Origin of the sequence: Acinetobacter sp. AOR01_HL (assembly GCF_027855455.1) — a bacterium.
Taxonomy (GTDB): domain Bacteria; phylum Pseudomonadota; class Gammaproteobacteria; order Pseudomonadales; family Moraxellaceae; genus Acinetobacter; species Acinetobacter baumannii.
In genome coordinates, this window is record NZ_JAKTIM010000033.1 from 61,134 (window position 1) to 80,674 (window position 19,541).

20 protein-coding genes are annotated in these 19,541 nt (G+C 39.0%); 14 read left to right on the forward strand and 6 right to left on the reverse strand.

What is annotated here, in order from left to right; all coding sequences use genetic code 11:
• Positions 1-13: 13 nt before the first annotated feature.
• Positions 14-1,480: an MFS transporter gene (locus tag MKL62_RS10075; RefSeq protein WP_005128863.1), complete on the forward strand. Its 1,467-nt coding sequence runs from the start codon at positions 14-16 to the stop codon at positions 1,478-1,480.
• A gap of 61 nt (positions 1,481-1,541) precedes the next feature.
• Here MKL62_RS10075 and MKL62_RS10080 read toward each other — a convergent pair whose 3' ends face one another.
• Positions 1,542-2,726, reverse strand: coding sequence for a hypothetical protein (locus MKL62_RS10080; RefSeq protein WP_005128860.1), 1,185 nt, complete (start codon positions 2,724-2,726; stop codon positions 1,542-1,544).
• Positions 2,727-3,124: 398 nt separating this feature from the next.
• Between MKL62_RS10080 and tauA the strand changes: the two genes are divergently transcribed.
• Genes tauA through tauD form a run of 4 tightly spaced genes read left to right on the forward strand, consistent with a single transcriptional unit; the run spans position 3,125 to position 6,725 of the window.
• Positions 3,125-4,165: a taurine ABC transporter substrate-binding protein gene (gene tauA / locus MKL62_RS10085; RefSeq protein WP_005128858.1), complete on the forward strand. Its 1,041-nt coding sequence runs from the start codon at positions 3,125-3,127 to the stop codon at positions 4,163-4,165.
• Positions 4,166-4,174: 9 nt separating this feature from the next.
• Positions 4,175-4,969, forward strand: a complete 795-nt coding sequence (locus MKL62_RS10090; protein ID WP_005128857.1) for a taurine ABC transporter ATP-binding protein — start codon at positions 4,175-4,177, stop codon at positions 4,967-4,969.
• A complete protein-coding gene (gene tauC, locus MKL62_RS10095) occupies positions 4,966-5,835 on the forward strand; it encodes a taurine ABC transporter permease TauC (RefSeq protein WP_001092656.1) in 870 nt (289 codons plus the stop codon). The genes MKL62_RS10090 and tauC overlap by 4 nt, the downstream gene beginning before the upstream one ends.
• A gap of 8 nt (positions 5,836-5,843) precedes the next feature.
• Positions 5,844-6,725: a taurine dioxygenase gene (tauD, locus tag MKL62_RS10100; protein WP_005128856.1), complete on the forward strand. Its 882-nt coding sequence runs from the start codon at positions 5,844-5,846 to the stop codon at positions 6,723-6,725.
• 69 nt (positions 6,726-6,794) lie between these two features.
• On the opposite strand, the gene MKL62_RS10105 is transcribed toward tauD, so the two are convergent.
• Both MKL62_RS10105 and MKL62_RS10110 read right to left on the reverse strand, forming a co-directional pair.
• Positions 6,795-7,529, reverse strand: coding sequence for an aspartate/glutamate racemase family protein (locus tag MKL62_RS10105; protein ID WP_005128855.1), 735 nt, complete (start codon positions 7,527-7,529; stop codon positions 6,795-6,797).
• Entirely contained in the window at positions 7,526-8,995 is a 1,470-nt protein-coding gene (locus MKL62_RS10110) for an NCS1 family nucleobase:cation symporter-1 (RefSeq protein ID WP_005128853.1), read from the reverse strand. Before MKL62_RS10110 ends, MKL62_RS10105 begins: the two co-directional genes overlap by 4 nt.
• A gap of 399 nt (positions 8,996-9,394) precedes the next feature.
• Between MKL62_RS10110 and MKL62_RS10115 the strand changes: the two genes are divergently transcribed.
• Positions 9,395-10,144, forward strand: a complete 750-nt coding sequence (locus MKL62_RS10115; protein WP_077670517.1) for a GntR family transcriptional regulator — start codon at positions 9,395-9,397, stop codon at positions 10,142-10,144.
• 38 nt (positions 10,145-10,182) lie between these two features.
• Here MKL62_RS10115 and MKL62_RS10120 read toward each other — a convergent pair whose 3' ends face one another.
• Positions 10,183-11,073 carry a LysR family transcriptional regulator gene (locus MKL62_RS10120; RefSeq protein ID WP_005128851.1) on the reverse strand — a complete coding sequence of 297 codons (891 nt, stop codon included), beginning with the start codon at positions 11,071-11,073 and terminating at the stop codon, positions 10,183-10,185.
• A 195-nt stretch (positions 11,074-11,268) separates the two neighbouring features.
• Here MKL62_RS10120 and MKL62_RS10125 point away from each other — a divergent pair, with 195 nt between their 5' ends.
• From MKL62_RS10125 to MKL62_RS10135, 3 genes are all read left to right on the forward strand, one after another.
• Positions 11,269-11,955 (forward strand): hydrolase, encoded by a 687-nt coding sequence (locus tag MKL62_RS10125; RefSeq protein WP_001043294.1) that lies wholly within the window; start codon positions 11,269-11,271, stop codon positions 11,953-11,955.
• Positions 11,956-12,265: 310 nt separating this feature from the next.
• On the forward strand, positions 12,266-14,140 hold the full coding sequence (locus tag MKL62_RS10130; protein WP_005128849.1) for an amidohydrolase: 1,875 nt from the start codon (positions 12,266-12,268) through the stop codon (positions 14,138-14,140).
• Between the two features lie 57 nt (positions 14,141-14,197).
• Positions 14,198-14,359 carry a DUF1427 family protein gene (locus MKL62_RS10135; protein WP_000784879.1) on the forward strand — a complete coding sequence of 54 codons (162 nt, stop codon included), beginning with the start codon at positions 14,198-14,200 and terminating at the stop codon, positions 14,357-14,359.
• A 67-nt stretch (positions 14,360-14,426) separates the two neighbouring features.
• Here the strand turns inward: MKL62_RS10135 and arsC are convergent, their stop codons facing one another.
• Positions 14,427-14,855: an arsenate reductase (glutaredoxin) gene (arsC, locus tag MKL62_RS10140; protein ID WP_000138010.1), complete on the reverse strand. Its 429-nt coding sequence runs from the start codon at positions 14,853-14,855 to the stop codon at positions 14,427-14,429.
• An 84-nt stretch (positions 14,856-14,939) separates the two neighbouring features.
• Here arsC and MKL62_RS10145 point away from each other — a divergent pair, with 84 nt between their 5' ends.
• Both MKL62_RS10145 and arsB read left to right on the forward strand, forming a co-directional pair.
• A complete protein-coding gene (locus tag MKL62_RS10145; protein ID WP_000610148.1) occupies positions 14,940-15,269 on the forward strand; it encodes an ArsR/SmtB family transcription factor in 330 nt (109 codons plus the stop codon).
• 98 nt (positions 15,270-15,367) lie between these two features.
• Positions 15,368-16,402 (forward strand): ACR3 family arsenite efflux transporter, encoded by a 1,035-nt coding sequence (gene arsB, locus MKL62_RS10150; protein WP_005128848.1) that lies wholly within the window; start codon positions 15,368-15,370, stop codon positions 16,400-16,402.
• Between the two features lie 90 nt (positions 16,403-16,492).
• Here the strand turns inward: arsB and MKL62_RS10155 are convergent, their stop codons facing one another.
• Positions 16,493-17,395: a LysR family transcriptional regulator gene (locus tag MKL62_RS10155; RefSeq protein WP_005128847.1), complete on the reverse strand. Its 903-nt coding sequence runs from the start codon at positions 17,393-17,395 to the stop codon at positions 16,493-16,495.
• Between the two features lie 101 nt (positions 17,396-17,496).
• On the opposite strand from MKL62_RS10155, the gene MKL62_RS10160 reads away from it, so the two are divergent.
• The 3 genes from MKL62_RS10160 to MKL62_RS10170 all read left to right on the forward strand — a co-directional run.
• A complete protein-coding gene (locus MKL62_RS10160; protein WP_001017021.1) occupies positions 17,497-18,057 on the forward strand; it encodes a chromate transporter in 561 nt (186 codons plus the stop codon).
• Positions 18,057-18,578, forward strand: coding sequence for a chromate transporter (locus MKL62_RS10165; protein WP_000501457.1), 522 nt, complete (start codon positions 18,057-18,059; stop codon positions 18,576-18,578). Before MKL62_RS10160 ends, MKL62_RS10165 begins: the two co-directional genes overlap by 1 nt.
• A gap of 175 nt (positions 18,579-18,753) precedes the next feature.
• Positions 18,754-19,541: thioredoxin family protein (locus MKL62_RS10170; RefSeq protein WP_031974335.1), on the forward strand; the 788-nt coding region annotated here is incomplete at its 3' end.

Below are 19,541 nucleotides of genomic sequence, written 5' to 3' on the forward strand. Positions count from 1 at the left end.
CAGGAATTATTAAGTGAGCACACAAGAACTCGATCATAGCCATCGTTATGAAATTAAATCTCCCGATGATGTTTCACAATTAATTTCCAAATTTGCAGGGAAGGGTAAGTCGAATAAAGTTATTTGGTTGGCACTGATTGGGGTGTTTATTGATGCCTATGATTTAACAACGCTGTCCTTTGGTATTGAGCAAGTTATCTCAGAGTTTTCTTTAAGCCCTGTGATGACTGGGGTGGTGGCTTCAGCAATTGTCTGCGGAACCATTGTAGGTAACCTGATTGGTGGTTGGCTGACAGATAAAATCGGCCGTTATCGGGTCTTTATGGCGGACATGGTGCTGTTTGTCATTGCGGCAATTGTCGCAGGCTTTGCACCGAATGTATGGGTTTTGATTTTAGCCCGATTTATTATGGGAATTAGTGTTGGTATTGATTTGCCTGTGGCAATGTCATACTTATCTGAGTTTTCCAAATTTAATGGTAGTAGCAATAAGGCAGCGCGTTTAGCCGCATGGTGCCCAATGTGGTATGCCGCTTCTTCGGTGTGTTTTGGTCTAGTTTTGGCGCTTTATTTTCTTTTACCACCAGAGCATAGCAACTGGTTATGGCGAGCATCTTTAATTTTTGGAGCAGTGCCAGCGTTACTCATTATTTTTATTCGGGGTAAATATTTAACTGAGTCACCTATTTGGCTTGCAAACCAGGGCGATTTAAAGGGGGCAGCTAAAGTTCTACAAGAATCCTATGCAATTAATGCAGTCGCTACAGTTGAAAAAGTAGAAAGAACTGCTGAAAAGAAAAAGCGCGAGGGTTTTACAGTTTTATTTAATAAAACCTATTTGCCAAGAACGATTGTGGCCATTGTGATTCACATTTCGGTGGCATTTCAGTACACGACCATTGCCTTCTTTTTACCTTCTATTTTAACGCGATTCTTTCATACCGATGTCTTGACGACCATTACCACCACACTTGGACTTAATTTACTATTTGCATTTACGGGCGGGCTGTTAGGTGTATTTGTTGCCAGCAGATTTAAATCTCGTCATGTGTTGCTTACAGGCTTTTTACTCCAGTTTATAGCTCTCATTGCATTGGCATTCATTGGTGAACCCGATAATAGCCTTTTACTTTACACCGCAATTGGCATGCTGGGTTTGTGGCTTTTTGCTGAAGGTTTTGGGCCAGGTGCACAAATGATGGTTTATCCAACCATGGCTTATCCAGCTTCGATTCGTGGCGTTGGGGTTGGCTTTAACCGGGCAGTAACGGGCGTTGCTCAAGCAATTGCTTTGTTTGTTTTACCAATCTGGATGGCTGGATATAAAACCGATGTTTATCTGATTATTTCTATCTTTGCGTTTATTCCTTTAATTGTGATTGGACTACTGATTAAGTTTGAGCCCACCGCCCAAGATGTCGATGTGATTAATGAAGATAAAACAGAACTTCCTCTCAATAATTCACCAGTAATCGACTAGAGTAAAAATAAATATCTAGATAAAAATAAAGGCCAACAGATGTTGGCCTTTATTTTTAGAATTAGAAGTAATAAGCAAAAATCACAAATGCTTTTTTATTCCATTTATCATTGCTTCCGCCAGCCGCAAGGCCTTCACTGTCTCCTAGATATGGATCGTGTTTACCCATTAGCAACTCGGCTTGTACTGTCAATTTTTGATAGTTAAAGGCAATGCCGGGAATAAAACGGGTAGAGTCTTTAAACCCGTCTTGTTCTTTTCGATAAGAACTATAGTTCAAGTACGGACGAACAGAGGTAATTGGGCCAAACTGCTGAGGAAATAAATAGCTCAGTTCGGCTGAATAAATCTGACCTTTGGTTGCCGAGTTAAATGAATAATCGAAACCGCCCAAAGTCAGATGATCTTTATATTGGGTGTCGGCATTATCAATGTCTTGATAACCAGCCAAAAGCTGTAAATTCCATTGATTATAATTGGTATTGCCAAAAACCGAATAAACTTGGCGATCGCCATCTTGTCCTGAACGCTTATTTTCAATGGTGGAATACCATGCGGAGGCGCCAAGTTGAGTAGAGAAATTTTCTTGGCCTAAGATATTCTTAAAGGTATGAGCACCGCGAACAACAATTGAGTTCTTTTCTTTGGTATTAGTGCCTTGCGGTACAGAGTCATCTGCATTGACAGGGTTGATACTAAAACGACTCGAGTCTTTGCTTTTACCTCTATAGGTGCCACCATCGGTAGGATAAAAGGCGAGTTGTGCTTCATTGGTTCCATCATTGAAATCATATTTCACCCCAAGGTTGTGTACATCTTCCCAACCAGCACTATTGGCAATGCCTAAATAATAAGTATTTCCCCAAAAGCGACCCAAGCCAAAAGGAACGGGGTTTAAGCCAGCAATAATTTTACTGTTGTCATTAATTTTATAACCCATCCATGCATCGGTAAGCCAGTTGGCATCGCCTAAACGTCCATAATACTCATAAACCCGATAATCTAAACGACCAATCCATTTTGGGGAGTTGTAATCTAACCATAATACCGCGTCATTAAAAGAAAATTTACTGGTAGACGGTTCAGAGTCGAAATCATAAACATATTTGGCTCGAACAGTACCGCTTACTTTAAGTTGACCTTCTTCAGCATTGCCAAAGGTAAGGGCTGCATGACTTGAGAGGCTGAATGTAAGCAAAGACGTTGTAATTAATGTTTTTTTCAAAATTTGAGAATGTTTAAACAAAAGAATTTTTCTCCTCTTAAAAATAAAAATTAAATTTGCGTCATGTATAAACCAGAAAAAGATAATAAAAATCTGACCGTTATAAAAAATCTCGAAAATTAATTAGATGCAAAAATCTGGGTATAGAGACAAAAATAAAAATGATGAAATATGAGTAGGATAAAATAATTAAAAGGGGGATGTCAGGGTCTTCTAATCATATGATTTGGGAATATCGTTTTTAATTATTGATATATAAGTAATTTAATTTTACCACTAATCTGTAAGTTTGCTTGAAATTTGCTTTTTACCAAAAGATAAAAACTTATGAAGAAAAGTTATTTATAAAAACCAGATAAGCAACTCATATTTTTTTATTTTTCATTATAAGGCCAGCTGCATACTATGAGCTTATATTATTGAAAGATCATGAAATTATGAGCACGAAGACCAAACCGTTGATCATCACGGCAATTGTAGTAGTCGCAATTGTTGCATTTATCGTATGGCAAAATAAAAAAGACAATAATACAAGTGCTTCAGTTCGTGACAATAAACCTGTCGTGATTGCTTATCAAACTGGGGTTGACCCAAGCAAAGTTGCACAGGCGAATGGAGACTATGAAAAACATAGTCAACGTACTATTCAATGGAAAAAATTTGATGCGGGTTCAGATGTTGTCAATGCACTTGCTTCAGGTGATGTGGTACTTGGTAATATTGGTTCAAGCCCACTTGCTGCCGCGGCAAGCCGTAATTTACCGATTGAAGTATTCTTAATTACTTCAAAACTTGGTGCATCTGAAGCATTAGTAGTAAGTAATAAATCAGGTATTAAAACTCCTCAAGATTTAATTGGCAAAACTATTGCTGTACCGTTTGTTTCGACAACCCATTACAGCCTTTTGTCTGCACTTAAACATTGGAACATTCCAGAAGACAAAGTAAAAATTATTAACTTGCGTCCACCTGAAATTTCAGCTGCTTGGGAACGTGGTGATATTGATGCTGCCTATGTGTGGGAACCTGCTTTAAGTAAAGCCAAAGCATCTGGTACGGTTTTAACCGACTCAAAACAAGTCGGTGAATGGGGCGCTCCAACTTATGACTTATGGGTTGTACGTAAAGACTTTGCAGAGAAAAATCCTGACTTTTTTAAAGCTTTTGTTCAAACCACACTTGAGCAACTCGAAAAATATAACCAAGACCCAGCCGCTTACGTTAAAGATGCCGATAACGTGCAAAAAATTGCGCAGCTCACAGGTTCTGATGCAAAAGATATCCCGCTTTTATTAAGTGGAAATATTTACCTTGACCACGCTCAGCAAAAACAAACATTAGATGGTGAATTTGCGCAAAATATTTTTGATACAGCGAAATTCTTAAAAGGTCAGGGCAAAGTCGATCAACTTAAAGCCGATTATAAAGGCAATGTGAATTCTTCATTTTTGCAGCCTTAAGGAGTTGTCATGAGTGTACTTGAAGCCAAACATATTCATCTGACTTTTCCTAAACAGCAAAAGCCAGTTTTACAAGACATTAACCTAACCATTGAAGAAGGTTCTTTAACCGTGATTTTGGGCGAGTCGGGTTGTGGCAAAACAACTTTGCTTAATATCTTGGCAGGGTTTCAAAAGCCGAGTTCTGGTGATGTGCTTGTAAATCATGAAGTCGTAACTGGACCAGATGTAACTCGTGCTGTTGTATTTCAAGATCACGCCTTACTTCCTTGGCTAAATGTTGCAGATAATGTTGGCTTCGCTTTGCAGTTAAAAGGTTTAAAGCGTGCAGAGATCGAAGCACAAGTAAACGCAATTTTAAAAATTGTGGGTTTAAGTCACGTTGAAAAAGCCAATATCTGGGAACTTTCCGGTGGTATGAAACAACGTGTTGGTATTGCCCGAGCTTTGATCAGTCACGCGCCGTTTATTTTATTAGATGAACCTTTTGCCGCATTAGATGCTTTTACGCGTGAAAACATGCAGCAGTTAGTGCTCGATTTATGGATTCAACAAAATAAAAGCTTCTTTTTGATTACTCATGACATTGAAGAAGCATTATTACTCAGCAATCAGCTGGTACTAATGACAGCGCATCCAGGCAAAATTGTAGAAACTCTACACCTCGATTTTGCTAATCGATATCGTCAGGGCGAGTCTATTCGCTCAATTAAATCGGATTCTCAATTTATTCAGCTCAGAGAACAGCTATTTGAAAGTTTAAGGGCACAAAAACAAAGCGGTAAGGAGGCGTTACCTACATGAACACTAAAGATAACGTCTATGAATATGACAAAGCAGAGCTTAAACCTGAGTTAAATGTGCAAACAGAAAATGCTTCATTTCTATCGTCATTTTTTGAGAAGCATCGTACTTTGGCGGTCAGCATAATCAGTGTGGGAAGTGTAGTTGCACTCTGGTTCCTCATTACTGCTTTGCATGTTGTACCTGAACTGTTTTTACCGAGTCCACAGGCAGTCTGGCAAAAATTTATATCGGTCAGCCAAGAAGGCTTTATGAAAGCAACTTTGTGGCAACATTTGGCAGCCAGCATTTCTCGTGTATTTTTAGCTTTGATTGCTGCCGTAGTGATTGGTGTTCCGCTGGGTTTATGGATGGGTCTGAACAAATGGGTTCGTGCTGTTCTAGATCCTTTGGTTGAATTATTACGTCCAATTCCGCCGTTAGCTTATTTGCCTTTACTTGTTATTTGGTTCGGTATTGGCGAGACCACAAAAGTACTTTTGATTTTCTTCTCGATTTTGGCGCCTGTCATTATTAGTAGTGCGCATGGTGTGTTAAGCCATCAGCTTAATCGTGAACGTGCGGCATTGTCATTAGGGGCAAGCCAGTCACAAGTCTTTTGGCATGTCATTTTACCAACGGCTTTGCCTCATATTATTACCGGTATTCGTATTGGTCTTGGGGTGGGCTGGTCAACATTAGTTGCAGCTGAGTTGGTTGCAGCAGACCGTGGTATTGGTTTTATGGTGCAATCGGCAGCACAGTTCTTAATTACCGATACGGTGATTTTGGGCATTATTGTGATTGCGATTGTCGCAGTTAGTTTTGAGCTGTTTTTACGTTGGTTACAAAAACAGTTTTCTCCTTGGTATGGTCAGCAGTTGTAGTAAAGAAGATGAATACAGTAGTAGCAAACTTAAATATAGAAGTGATCAAGCCTACCATTGGCGCAATTATTCACGATATTGATTTGAATGCGTTAAATGAACAGACAACGCAACAAATCCAGCAGGCTTTGCTTGATCATCAGGTCATTTTTTTTCGAAAGCAACAATTAGCACCACAAGCACAAGCAGACTTGGCCCGTAGTTTTGGCACATTGCATGTGCACCCGATTTATCCTTCAATTGAAGATGTACCTGAGGTGATGGTGCTCGACAGTTGGAAACAAGATTTGCGTGACAATGAACTTTGGCATACAGATGTGACTTTTAGTAAAACTCCACCTTTAGGTTGTGTGTTGCAAGCTATTAAAATTCCACCTGTAGGTGGTGACACGTTGTGGTCGAGCAACACAGCAGCTTTTAAAGGACTTCCGCTTGAGTTACAGCGAAAACTACGTGGTTTAACTGCAACCCACGATATTCGTAAGTCTTTTCCGCTTGAGCGTTTTGCCCATAACGAAGAAGAACGTGAAAAGCTTTTGCAAACCTTTAAGCGTAACCCACCAGTGGTTCACCCAGTGGTGCGTACTCATCCGGTTACAGGTGAACCTTTGTTGTTCGTAAGCGAGGGTTTTACCACACACATTAATGAGTTACCTGAACAAGAAAGTGAGCAATTACTTGATTTCTTGTTTGAACATGCGACCCAAGAGCAATTTCATTTGCGTTGGAAGTGGCAAGATGGTGATATCGCGATTTGGGATAACCGTTGCACACAACATAAAGCATTATTTGATTATGGCGATGCTCATCGCATCATGCACCGTGCAACCATTAACGGTGATGTGCCATTTTATAAAAATGAACAACAGCCAGAGTTAGCCGAAGTTTAATTCTTTGGTTTTCAGCCGTTTCAATTCCAACGCAGCGTTTTGAGTTGGAATTGAAACAGTAATTTATTTCTAATGTGCTCCAAATCCTGACAATATGCCTGTGTAACTCTTTACAGGAGGTGAGGCCCAATCACCAACTTTGCTGGTTTTTAAATTTAACTGGACTAACATTTCAGCTTGTTTAACTGCTGCTGCAACGCCATCAATAACAATCACTCCCAATTCGTTTTGTAGCTTTAGACATAAATCACTCATACCTGCACAGCCCAAAACAATTGCATCGCTTTTGTCTTCCGCGAGTGCTTTTTTGCACTCATCTCGTACAATTTGGTAAGCGTCTGAGTCAGGAAGCTCCAATTCTTCAACTGCAATGTCACAAGCTCGAACATTTTTGCAAAATGGTGTAGCCCCATAGCGATGAGCCAGATGCCAACTCATATTCACTGTGCGTTGTAAGGTCGTGACCACACTAAAACCAGTACTTACATAACTTGCAGTTCGCATAGCTGCTTCGGCAATCCCAATCACAGGTACTGACGTCATTTCACGGGCAGCATAAAGCGCAGGGTCACCAAAACAGGCAATAACATAAGCATCTACATCTAGAAGTTCACCTTGGCGAATTTCCTCTAGCACACCTACGGCACTTAGGGCTTCATCATAATAACTTTCAATTGTTGCAGGGCCCATTTGAGGACTCACAGCAATAATTTGAGTATCAGAATTTGCGACTATCTTTGCTGATGCAGCAATTTTGTCAGTCATGCTTTGAGTAGTATTGGGATTAATAATTTTAATTTTCATTGTGCTTTTACCTTAGTCATTGCCGATTTAGTATGGGTAAGTGGTTGGTTAAGAAATCGGTAAATGACAAAACCGAATCCCATCCCAATAAACCATGTGAAATTAGCCAGCCCAGACAGTTGTGGTAAAAGTACGCAGAGAATAGGAATTAATGAAGCTGGAATTAAGGCATAAAAAGCAGAGTGGTTATAACCATTTTTGTACCAATACAAACCTTGAGTATCTAAAGTATATAAATCATCTACCACAATTTTTTGTTTTTTAACAAGATAAAAATCTGCTAGCAGTACACCAAAAAGTGGACCGATAAATGCACCTAAAATATCAATGGTGTAATGGATCACTTGAGGGTTATTAAACAAATTCCATGGGGTAATGAAAATTGAACCTACTGCTGCAATCATTCCACCCATACGCCAGCTAATTTTGCTCGGTGAAACGTTGGAAAAATCGAAGGCAGGTGAAACAAAGTTAGCGACAATATTAATCCCAATGGTGGCAATCATTAAGGTTAAACTGCCTAGAATCACCACAAAGGTGTTATCCAGTTTTCCAACCATCTCGACAGGGTCTGTAATAAGTTTTCCATATACTGGAAGCGTTGCCGCAATACACACCACAGTAAGTAAAGAAAAGCCTAAGAAGTTAATTGGTAAGCCAAGAAAGTTGCCCATTTTAATCGCGTTAAAGCTTTTGCCATAACGAGAGAAGTCGCCAAAATTCAGCATCGGCCCTGAGAAATATGAGACAACGAGCGCAACAGCACCAATCATGACTGGTACAACTGCAAAACCGTCGTATTGAACCCCACTTAAATTTAAATCAATATTCTGCCAGCCAGCTTTCCAGATGAGCCAGACTGCCATGGCAAACATTACAACGTAGACAGCTGGACCTGCCCAGTCAATAAATTTACGAATGCTGTCCATGCCAGACCAGAAAACAATTGCTTGTAGTAACCAAAGCAGCATGAAGCCAACCCATCCTAAATAGGAAAGCCCAAGAAAGCCGTAAGTTGAAACATCAGCATAGACTGACCATTCTGGAAAGAACTTTAAAATGACCAATAAGAATGCACTTGAGGCCAAATATGTTTGAATGCCATACCATGCGACAGCAATAAGACCACGGATAACGGCAGGAATATTTGCACCAAGCACACCGAAAGTGGCACGACAAATCACAGGATAGGGCGTGCCTGTTTGTTGGCTAGACTTGGCAATGAGGTTTGTAAAAAACTGAACAATTGCAATGCCGATGAGTAAAGATAAAAGTACCTGCCAGCTGTTGAGCCCGAGTGCAAAAAGGCTTCCAGCCATGACATAACCACCGACGCTATGAACATCCGACATCCAGAAAGCAAAAATATTATAAGCACCCCAAGTTTGCTTTTTTAAAGGAGCTAAGTCTTGATTTGTTAGTTTTGCATCATAAGAAGGTTTAATTATCGCTTCGGTATTATTCATCTTGAACACTCACTTCCCTATGTTGGGCGGGCACGTTCTTCAGCAGCTTTAAATACTGACTAAAAGAATGAAATTAAAATTGTGCACAATGTAATATTTAAATTGTGCACAATTTTATTGAGCAAAAGTTATGCCAAAATTGAGATGGAGTATTGATGAGTGATTTCGCTTGATACAATTTTGGAATATGAAGAGAGATATTTATAAACGGAGACGTGCTTAATTTTTTATAAAAAGCAAATAAATTTAGGTATATAAGTGGATATTTAGAGATTTAATATTGAATTATTCAGCTCAGCATAGATAGTGTGAAAATGAGAGAAATATTTCCAAACGCTTAAGTTAAACTTACACTATTCAAAATAGATGAAGTTCTAAAAAGAGGAGACATTAATAAAAATGGAGAAATCAATGTCATCGAATGCACCAAAAAAAGCCGTAGAAATGAGCAATGATGAAATTGATGACCATATATATAACGCAATTGTAGATGCTATTTTAAATCGACAACTCGCACCAGGCGCACGTTTAGTTGAAGCACCTTTATGTGAAGCATTTGGTGTAACGCGAGGAGTGTTAAGACGTGTTTTCGTCAAACTTGCACATGATAAGGTTATTGAAATTCAGCCCAATCGTGGGGCACTCATCGCAAAACATAGCACAAATGAAACAAAAGAAGTCTTTGAAGCACGCAGCATGCTGGAAATCGCCACTGTAAAAAAACTAGCACAAAAATCTCATCGCCTAGATTTGAGTGAGCTTCGAAGCTTAGTAGATCAAGAGTCTCATGAGCGTTTAGCTGGAAATTGGGCAGAGTGGATTAAGTTATCAGGTCAATTTCATTTAAAGCTGATTGAAGCTAATCAAAATACGATAATGACCAGTTATTTGCAGACACTTATTGCGAGGACTTCGTTATTAATTGGCTTATATGAAATTCCAAAACATAATAATTGTTCGGCAGATGAACACCGTGCAATTTTAGATGCCATTGAACAAGGCGATGAAAAACGAGCAACGCAATTAATGGAAGAACATTTAGAGCACTACGCAACCACATTTATTGAAGAAAACAGTACAGTATCTGCCGAGCAAAATTTATTAAATTTATTTAAAAATAAGAAAATTGAAACAACTCAAACGAATTAAAAATCTGGGCCAATTCCTGTGGAAAAGGCCCAGATTGGTTATTTTATGGGAATGATTTGATGTGTTAAAAAATCAATAAATAGTTTTACTTTTTTCGATAAAATCTTACGGTTTGGCCATGTGACATATAAGTGAAGTGGCTGACTGGTATAATCTTCCAAACATTTCTGTAACTTACCTTCTTTGTAATAAGGCTCTGCAATAAACTCTGGAAGAAAAACAATACCGTGATCTTTTAAACACATATCCAATAATAGTTCACCATTATTACACGTCATCACAGGGAAACAATTAAAAGACACTTCTTTCTGATCTTTTTGAAAAATCAATTTTTTATGTCGGCTATCTTGATAGTAAATTAAAAACTTATGTGCTTTAAGTTCTTCTAAAGAAGTAGGTAATCCATGTTGATTGAAATATTCAGGTGTTGCATATAAATAACGTTGATAGGTATTTAAAATTTTACTATTTGCCAAACTTGGCGCAGATCCATCTAAGCGTATGGTCAGATCAAATTTGTGTTGATTCACATCTAATAGCTGATCTGTCATAAACAAATCAATTTTAATACTGGGATATTTCTCAATAAAGTCTGAAATGATATGTTGAAGGAAAATGTTGCTAAAAGACATGGGCGTATTGAGCTTGAGTTCGCCTTCAGGATATTGCTGGTTATAGCTAATCTCGTAAGTTGCCCATTCAAATTCACTCAATATAACCTTGCAATGTTGGTAAAATTTTTCCCCACAACTGGTCAGATTCATTTGTCTGGTTGTTCGATTTAATAGCGTTGTTTTTAAATCATTTTCGAGGTAGCAAACACGTTTGGCTACCAAATCACGAGAAATATCGAGTGCTCTAGCTGCGCTACTAAAATTCCCATGTTCTACGACACTTACAAAAGAGGAAATACAGTCTAATCGATCCATGGATAACTAAAAATTAAAAAATATATATCCATGATTAAACTATAAAAATTAAAAAGCAATCATTGATTTGATTGTATCCATACAGGATACAGATTCGAGCTGTTTTGCTGTCTATGTTTTTACATTTTTATTTGTTTTGATAATAACCAGTAGGCAATTTTAAAAGCCTTATATAATGAATAATGGAGTTTAGACGTGAATAAATCACTTTTAGAACAACTATCACCAACCAATTGTCAGGTTATTTTTATTGATCACCAGCCGCAAATGGCTTTTGGGGTACAGTCAATAGATCGCCAAGTATTAAAGAATAATACTGTAGGGTTAGCAAAAGCAGCTAAAACATTCAATATTCCTGTCACGATTACGACAGTTGAAACTGAAAGCTTCTCTGGTCATACCTACCCAGAACTTTTAGATGTATTTCCAGATGCTCCTTTACTAGAACGTACTTCAATGAATTCATGGGATGATCAAAAAGTACGGGATTCGCTTGCAAGAAATAATCGTAAAAAAGTGATTGTTTCAGGTTTGTGGACTGAAGTGTGCAATAACACCTTTGCTTTTGGCGCCATGCTTGAAGGCGATTATGAGATTTATATGGTCGCAGATGCTTCAGGCGGTACATCGAAAGAAGCACATGACTACGCCATGCAGCGCATGATTCAGGCAGGTGTGGTTCCAGTAACTTGGCAACAAGTATTACTCGAATGGCAGCGTGACTGGGCACACCGTGATACATACGATGCAGTTATGGCGATTGTACGTGAGCATTCTGGTGCTTACGGTATGGGTGTGGACTATGCCTATACGATGGTACATAAGGCACCTGAGCGTACAACATCAAAACATGAAGTACTTGCACCAGTTCCTGCAAAATAAGAAATAGTTGAATTAAGGGTATTTCGATATTTAAGTTGATTTATTCGATTTTTGACTATATTTGATAAGTGGAAAAGCCATCTGCAACTGTTTGAGGCAGGACAAAATCTGAAAAGATTGTAAGTGAACGAGTTTTGCAGATGGCAATGGTTTTGGTTACTTTTCCCGAAAGAAAAGTAACAGAATTAACCACTCTTATTGGATGTAAAACGGTCAGACTCCGTCGTGTAAAATCAAAAAGAATAATGAAATATATATGTTGCTATACCTTTATTTTTTAGAACGATAATTCACAAGAATGGAGTTCAGAATGACCGAAATAAACCTCATACTCATAAACGGTAAAATCACAACACTAGATCCTCAGAACCCCGAAGTACAAGCAATTGCGATTGCAGATGGTAAAGTCGTCCGCACGGGTACAACTGATGAGGTTATGAAACTCGCAACTCCAACAAGTAAAGTTGTAGACTTAAATGGTCGTCGCGTTATACCGGGTCTAAATGACAGTCATTTGCATATTATTCGTGGTGGTCTAAATTACAATATGGAACTGCGCTGGGAAGGTGTGCCATCCGTTGCCGATGCGTTACGCTTACTCAAAAAACAAGCAGATAATACGCCAGCTCCACAATGGGTTCGTGTAGTAGGCGGTTGGACTGAATTCCAGTTTGCTGAAAAGCGTTTACCGACTTTAGAAGAAATTAATAAAGCTGCGCCAGATACTCCGGTATTCATTTTACATCTATATGCCAGTGCGATGCTCAACCGAGCTGCCCTTGATGTATTAGGCTTTAACAAAGACACACCAGACCCGTCAGGTGGCAAGATTGTAAGAGATGAAAAAGGTGAGCCAACAGGTCTCTTGCTCGCTACGCCATCGGCTATGATTTTATATTCGACCTTAGGGAAAGCACCAAAATTGCCAGTTGAAGATCAAGTCAATTCAACTCGTCATTTCATGCGTGAGTTGAACCGATTAGGTATTACTTCAGCAATTGATGCAGGTGGTGGAGGTCAAAACTACCCTGAAGATTATGATGTGATTAAGCAATTACATGATCAAAATCAAATGACTGTGCGAATTGCTTATAACCTATTTGCTCAAAAGGCAGGCCAAGAGCTTGATGATTATCGTCGCTGGACAGAAATGACATTTCCGGGTGATGGTGATGAATTATTTAGAATGAATGGAGCAGGTGAGAACCTGACTTGGTCAGCGGGTGACTTTGAAGATTTCTATGAGCCACGTCCGGATTTACCAGAAAAAATGGAAGGTGAACTCGAAGCTATTGTAGAGCACTTGGCTGAAAAGAAATGGCCATTCCGTATCCATGCAACTTATGATGAAAGTATTAGTCGGTTACTCAATGTATTTGAGCGCGTCAATTCAAAACAGCCATTTGCGACACGATTTATTATTGACCATGCCGAAACTGTATCTGAGCGTAATATCGAACGTATTGGTGCGTTGGGCGGTGGTATCGCCATTCAACACCGTATGGCATATCAAGGTGAGATTTTCGTAAAACGCTATGGTGCCGAAGCTGCCCAAGCAACGCCACCCGTTAAGAAAATGTTAGAACTCGGTGTTCCTGTGGGTGCGGGAACGGATGCGACTCGTGTGGCCTCTTATAACCCTTGGGTGTGTTTGTATTGGCTGACTACAGGTAAAACAGTAGGTGGGTTACCTTTGTATGATGAAAAAAATCTATTAGACCGTCAAACAGCGCTTAAACTCTGGACTAAAGGTTCGGCTTGGTTCTCAGGTGAAAAAGATGTCAAAGGTTCACTCACAGCAGGGGAACTTGCTGATCTGGTGGTATTGTCTGATGACTACTTCAAAGTTGAAGCAGAAGATATCCAATGGATTGAGTCTGTACTCACTGTTTTAGGTGGAAAAGTGGTGTACGCAGGGGCAGAGTTTAAGCAAGATGATCCGCCGTTACCGCCAGCATCTCCAACATGGTCGCCAGTAAAACGCTTCGGTGGTCAGTGGCGTTTATCTGAAAACCGTAATGCACCTTCGAATCAATCATTACAGTCACAAAGTGCATTGTGTGCATGTGCTAGCAGCTGTGGAATGCATGGACACAGCCACGCTTGGATGCTTGATGTTCCTGTAAATGATAAGGACAAAAAATCTTTCTGGGGCGCACTCGGGTGCTCGTGTTTTGCATTTTAAATAAAACAGTATGGGAACCTGCCTCATTAAATAGTTTGTTTCCTTAAGGTATGTACGATGAAAATGTACTTGTTATCTTTGGCTGTAGGGTTACTTGTTGGTGTCTTATATTATGTTTTAAATGTTAAGTCACCAGCACCACCTCTTGTTGCATTAGTCGGTTTATTAGGCATGGTAATAGGAGAGCAACTGCTTCCTTTTATTAAGTCCTATTTTTAAGCTGTTTTATTCAAAAAGCTAAATGGTGCCATGCCATTTAGCTTTTTATATTAATAAGTATCTTCAATTACTTTAAACGGCGGCCTTGTTCATCAATGATCACTTCACCATCTTCTTTTGCAAAATAGCCTAAGTTTTGTGAATCTAAAATGTCTAGCACCATCTCAGAAGGGCGGCAAAGTCGCGTGCCTTTTGGTGTAACCACAAATGGGCGATTAATTAAAATTGGATATTGCACCATAAAATCAATTAACTGTTCATCGGTCCAATGGTCTTGTTCTAACTCTAAATCTTTATAGGGTTCAACATTTTTACGAATTGCTTCACGTACACTTAGGTTCGAATCCTTAATGAGTTGGATTAGTTCATCTTTACTTGGGGGCGTTTGCAAATATTCAATAACAATAGGTTCAATTCCTGCATGACGAATAAGCGCCAATGTATTGCGTGAGGTTCCGCAAGCAGGGTTATGGTAAATCTTCACTAGCTCAGTCATGACAAATTTATCGATGAATTAAGATATTGCATTTATATATGGATATCCGTATATTTGCAATAACGAATATATTTTGTTGAAGATATGATCAACCAAGTCGATTTCTTTAAATGTCTATCTGACCAAACTCGGTTAAATATTCTTAAATTAGTTCTAAATAAACAAAATATTTGTGTCTGTGAGCTAACCGAACAGCTTGAGTTGAGCCAACCCAAAATTTCTAGACACTTAGCTTTGTTACGAACTCATGGCGTATTACTGGATGAAAGAAAAGGACAGTGGGTTTATTACAGCTTAAATCCTGATTTACCTGTCTGGGCTTTAGATATTTTAAAGGTGATAGAAAATGACGAGAGTGGGACAAATGTAAAACAACAAGATCAGCCTTTCATCACGACAACGTGTTGTGATTAATCTTCCTAAATTTTGTCTTAGAAAATGCAGATTTATTTAGCATAAGTGTATGAGCCACTTGTGTATTGAACGCAACTAATTTCTTCTTCGAGTAGAACATGACCAAACAAGGGCTTTCCTTTTTAGATCGAAATCTAACGCTATGGATTTTTATAGCAATGGCTTTAGGTTTAGCGATTGGAGTTTTTTTTCCTCAGGCATCTGTGTCTTTAAATGAGTTAAGTGTAGATAACGTTAATATTCTAATCGCAATCGGTTTGATTTTAATGATGTATCCGCCATTGGCAAAAGTGGACTATGCGGCTTTACCAGAAGTATTTAAGGATAAGAAAACTTTAACTTTATCTTTGGTACAAAACTGGATTATTGCTCCAGTTTTAATGTTTATCCTTGCGATTGTTTTTTTGCATAGCTATCCGGAGTATATGACGGGCCTTATTTTGATAGGCTTAGCACGTTGTATTGCAATGGTATTGGTCTGGAATGGCTTAGCTTGTGGTGACAACCAATATGTTGCAGCTTTGGTCGCCTTTAACAGTATTTTTCAGATTTTATTTTTTAGTACCTATGCATGGCTTTTCTTAACTTTCTTGCCGCCATATTTTGGTGTGGCAGGACAAGTGATTGATGTCAATTTCTGGACCATCACACATGCTGTTTTGGTGTATTTGGGTATTCCATTTTTAATGGGGTTTTTAACTCGTTTGATTTTAGTTAAATCAAAAGGCTTAGAGTGGTATCAAACCAAGTTTTTACCAAAAATTAGTCCATTAAGTTTAATCGCATTACTCTTTACTATTGTGGCGATGTTTAGTTTAAAAGGTGGCGATGTGGTGAGCTTACCTTTAGATGTATTACGTATTGCGGTTCCACTCACGATTTACTTTGTCGTAATGTTCTTTATTAGTTTCTTTATGAGTAAACGGATGGGGAATAATTATCCTCAAACAGCGGCAATTTCATTTACCGCGGCAGGTAATAACTTTGAGTTGGCTTTAGCTGTAGCTATTGCAACTTTTGGTTTGGCATCACCAGTTGCTTTTACTACAGTGATTGGGCCATTGGTTGAAGTACCAGTGTTGATCTCACTGGTTTCGGTTTCGCTTTGGTTAAAGAAAAAGTATTACTCTTAAAATCGTAAAATTTATTTGAGCTATTTTTTGCTAAAAATGACTTTAAAAAGTGCCTTTATATAGGCACTTTTTATTGCCTAGCTTTTACACTTAGGTCATTGTAGGTAATAGTTTTTGCATGAGTTCAATGAAGTTTGACACTTTAGCTGAGTTTTCATTTTCTCGTGTAATTAAGTAAATAGGCGCATTTAGTTTTATCGAATCATCAAACTCGCGATAGACGATTTCATGGTCCCAAAAGTTATGCATTGAAGCGGGCACAATACTAATTCCAATACCGGCAGCCACTAAATTGAGGGTCGCAGTAGGGCGCGGCGCTTCTTGAATAATGCGTGGACTAAAACCTGCCTGATAGCAGCTATATAAAATATTGTCATATAAGCCTTGCCCTGAAGAGCGACGGTATAAAACAAAATTTTCCTCTGACAAGTTACTTAAACTAATTTTTTTCTTCCGTGTAAGCGGATGGCCGATAGGTAAGGCCACCACCATTGGCTCGTCTAATATATGAAGATGCTTCAAACCAATATCTCGGCTAATCGGCGCTCTTAAAAAGGCAATATCAAGTTTTTCTGAAATTAACCAGTCCAGTTGCTTTTGACTGCCTGCTTCTTCAAGTTTGGTTTGCACAGCAGGGTACATTTCCCGATATGAACGTAATACGAGTGAAATGAGCGGATGCAAACCTGCGGAACTTGTAAAGCCAATATTGAGTTGTCCAGTTTTACCTTGGCTAACATCTTGGACCAATTGGGGAATATGGCGGGCATGTTCTAATAAAAGTTGTGCTTCTTTAAATAATGCCAAACCTGCTTCTGTCGGTTCAATCCCGCGCGGCTGACGAATAAGTAACTGTGTACCGAGTTCTTGTTCAAGTTTTTTAAGTAAACGCGTTAAAGGTGGCTGTTGAATAAACAAACGGTTTGCTGCATGAGTAATATTTCTTTCTTCAACCACCACTACAAAGGCATGAAGCTTATATAAATCGAGCATAGGAATACCTTTAGGGTATGGTTAATGAAAATAAAAGCATTTGTAGATATATCATAAAAGTATCATTCTATCTTGGTCGGATAAAGTGAAAAGTAACGAAAATGAACCATGTTGAGATTGCCGTGCAGAAGGATACTGTTCCTACTTGCACAGAGTTATTTTTAGGTTTTTTAACATTAGGTTTAATTGGATTTGGTGGTGTGCTGCCTTTAGCCCGTAAAGTTATTGTAGAGCAAAGGCATTGGTTAAGCCCTGAAAAATTCACTGAGTTACTTGGTCTGTGTCAATTTTTACCGGGCGGCAATATTATTAATTTATCGGTTGCGATTGGCATGGAGTTTCGCGGTGTCCGTGGAGCAGTGAGCTCACTCATTGGTTTAATCTTCGCACCTACCGTAATTGTTGTACTTTTACATTATGTCTATGAGCAGTTCCAAGACAACTTAATGGTTAAGCACCTTTTTGAAGGTTTAGGAGCAGCAGCAGCAGGGCTTCTGGTTGCAACAGGTTTGAAAATGCTTAAGCCCTTATTACGTAATCCATTAGCAATCTGTGTTGTGGTAGCGGCAATTGTCAGCATTGCTTTTCTAAAAATTCCTTTACTTTTGACTATGCTGATTTTACTTGCGTTTTATTCAGCCATCATTTGGAGACGTGTGTAATGGGTGCCGTACTACTTACTTTAGCAATCATTTTTACTCAGTTGTCTCTTATTGCATTTGGTGGTGGGAATACGATTTTGCCCGAAATGCAACGTCAAGTAGTCGATATTCATCATTGGATGACGGCGCAAGAATTTAGTGCGTTGTTTGCCATGGCACAAGCTGCACCTGGTCCAAATATGATGATTGTACCTTTGGTAGGGTGGCATGTAGCAGGGTTGTCTGGGCTATTGGTGACGTCTACTGCTAAATTTTTACCGTCATCTCTTATTACTGTATTTGTGATGAGAGGCTGGTCAAAATTCAAAGATAAGAAATGGCGCCGTGTTTTACAGCTTGCTTTACAACCTGTCACTGTGGGGACTGTGCTTGCCAGTGCATGGATTATTTCTGAAGCAGCGGCAATAAATACTTTACTTATCATTATGGTAGTCATTGCAACTTTATTATCTTTAATTAAAAAAGTTCATCCATTGCATGTTTTGATTGCTGGGGCTGTATTTGGTGTGGTCTTACTCTAGTTTAACCAGTTTGCCGACCTGCGCTGGGATGAGTTCAGGTTGGCTTTTTTTATTGAAAAAATAATAAAATCTAAAAAACCGATCAAATATATAAAAACATACTGTTTTACCTATTCATTGTTTTAACGTACTATGCATCTATTGAAAGAATTTGGATGCATTGGAGTAAAAACAGATGTTAGATCAAAACATTAAAACTCAATTAAAAGCTTACCTAGAACGTTTAGAAAGTCCAATCGAATTAGTTGCTGCTTTAGATGAATCAGACAAAGCTGCTCAAATTAAAGAATTAGTAACTGAAATCGCTGAGCTTTCTGACAAGGTAACAGCCCGTTTTGACGGTAACAATACACGTCGTCCAAGCTTTGGTGTGGCCAAAGCAGGTGAACAGCCTCGTGTGTTCTTTGCAGGCTTACCAATGGGCCATGAGTTTACGTCTTTGATCTTGGCTCTGTTACAAGTGTCTGGCTATGCACCTAAAGTGTCAGATGAAGTTTTAAATCAGATTAAAGGCTTAAACCTCAAAGCTAACTTTGATGTATTCGTATCATTAAGCTGTCATAACTGTCCGGATGTGGTACAGGCGCTTAACCTGATTGCCATTTATAACCCGAACACCACGGCAACCATGATTGATGGTGCATTCTTCCAAGACGAAGTGGAACAACGCAAAATCATGGCTGTACCGATGGTATTCCAGGACAATGAACACATTGGTCAAGGTCGTATGACCCTTGAAGAGATTGTGGCAAAACTTGATACCAATTCAGCTGAAAAAGACGCAGCAGCACTCAATGCAAAAGATGCGTTTGATGTATTGGTGATTGGTGGTGGACCTGCAGGTGCAACAGCTGCAATCTATGCAGCACGTAAAGGCATTAACACAGGTATCGTGGCTGAACGCTTTGGTGGTCAGGTCATGGACACCATGGACATTGAAAACTTCACTTCTGTGCAAAAGAC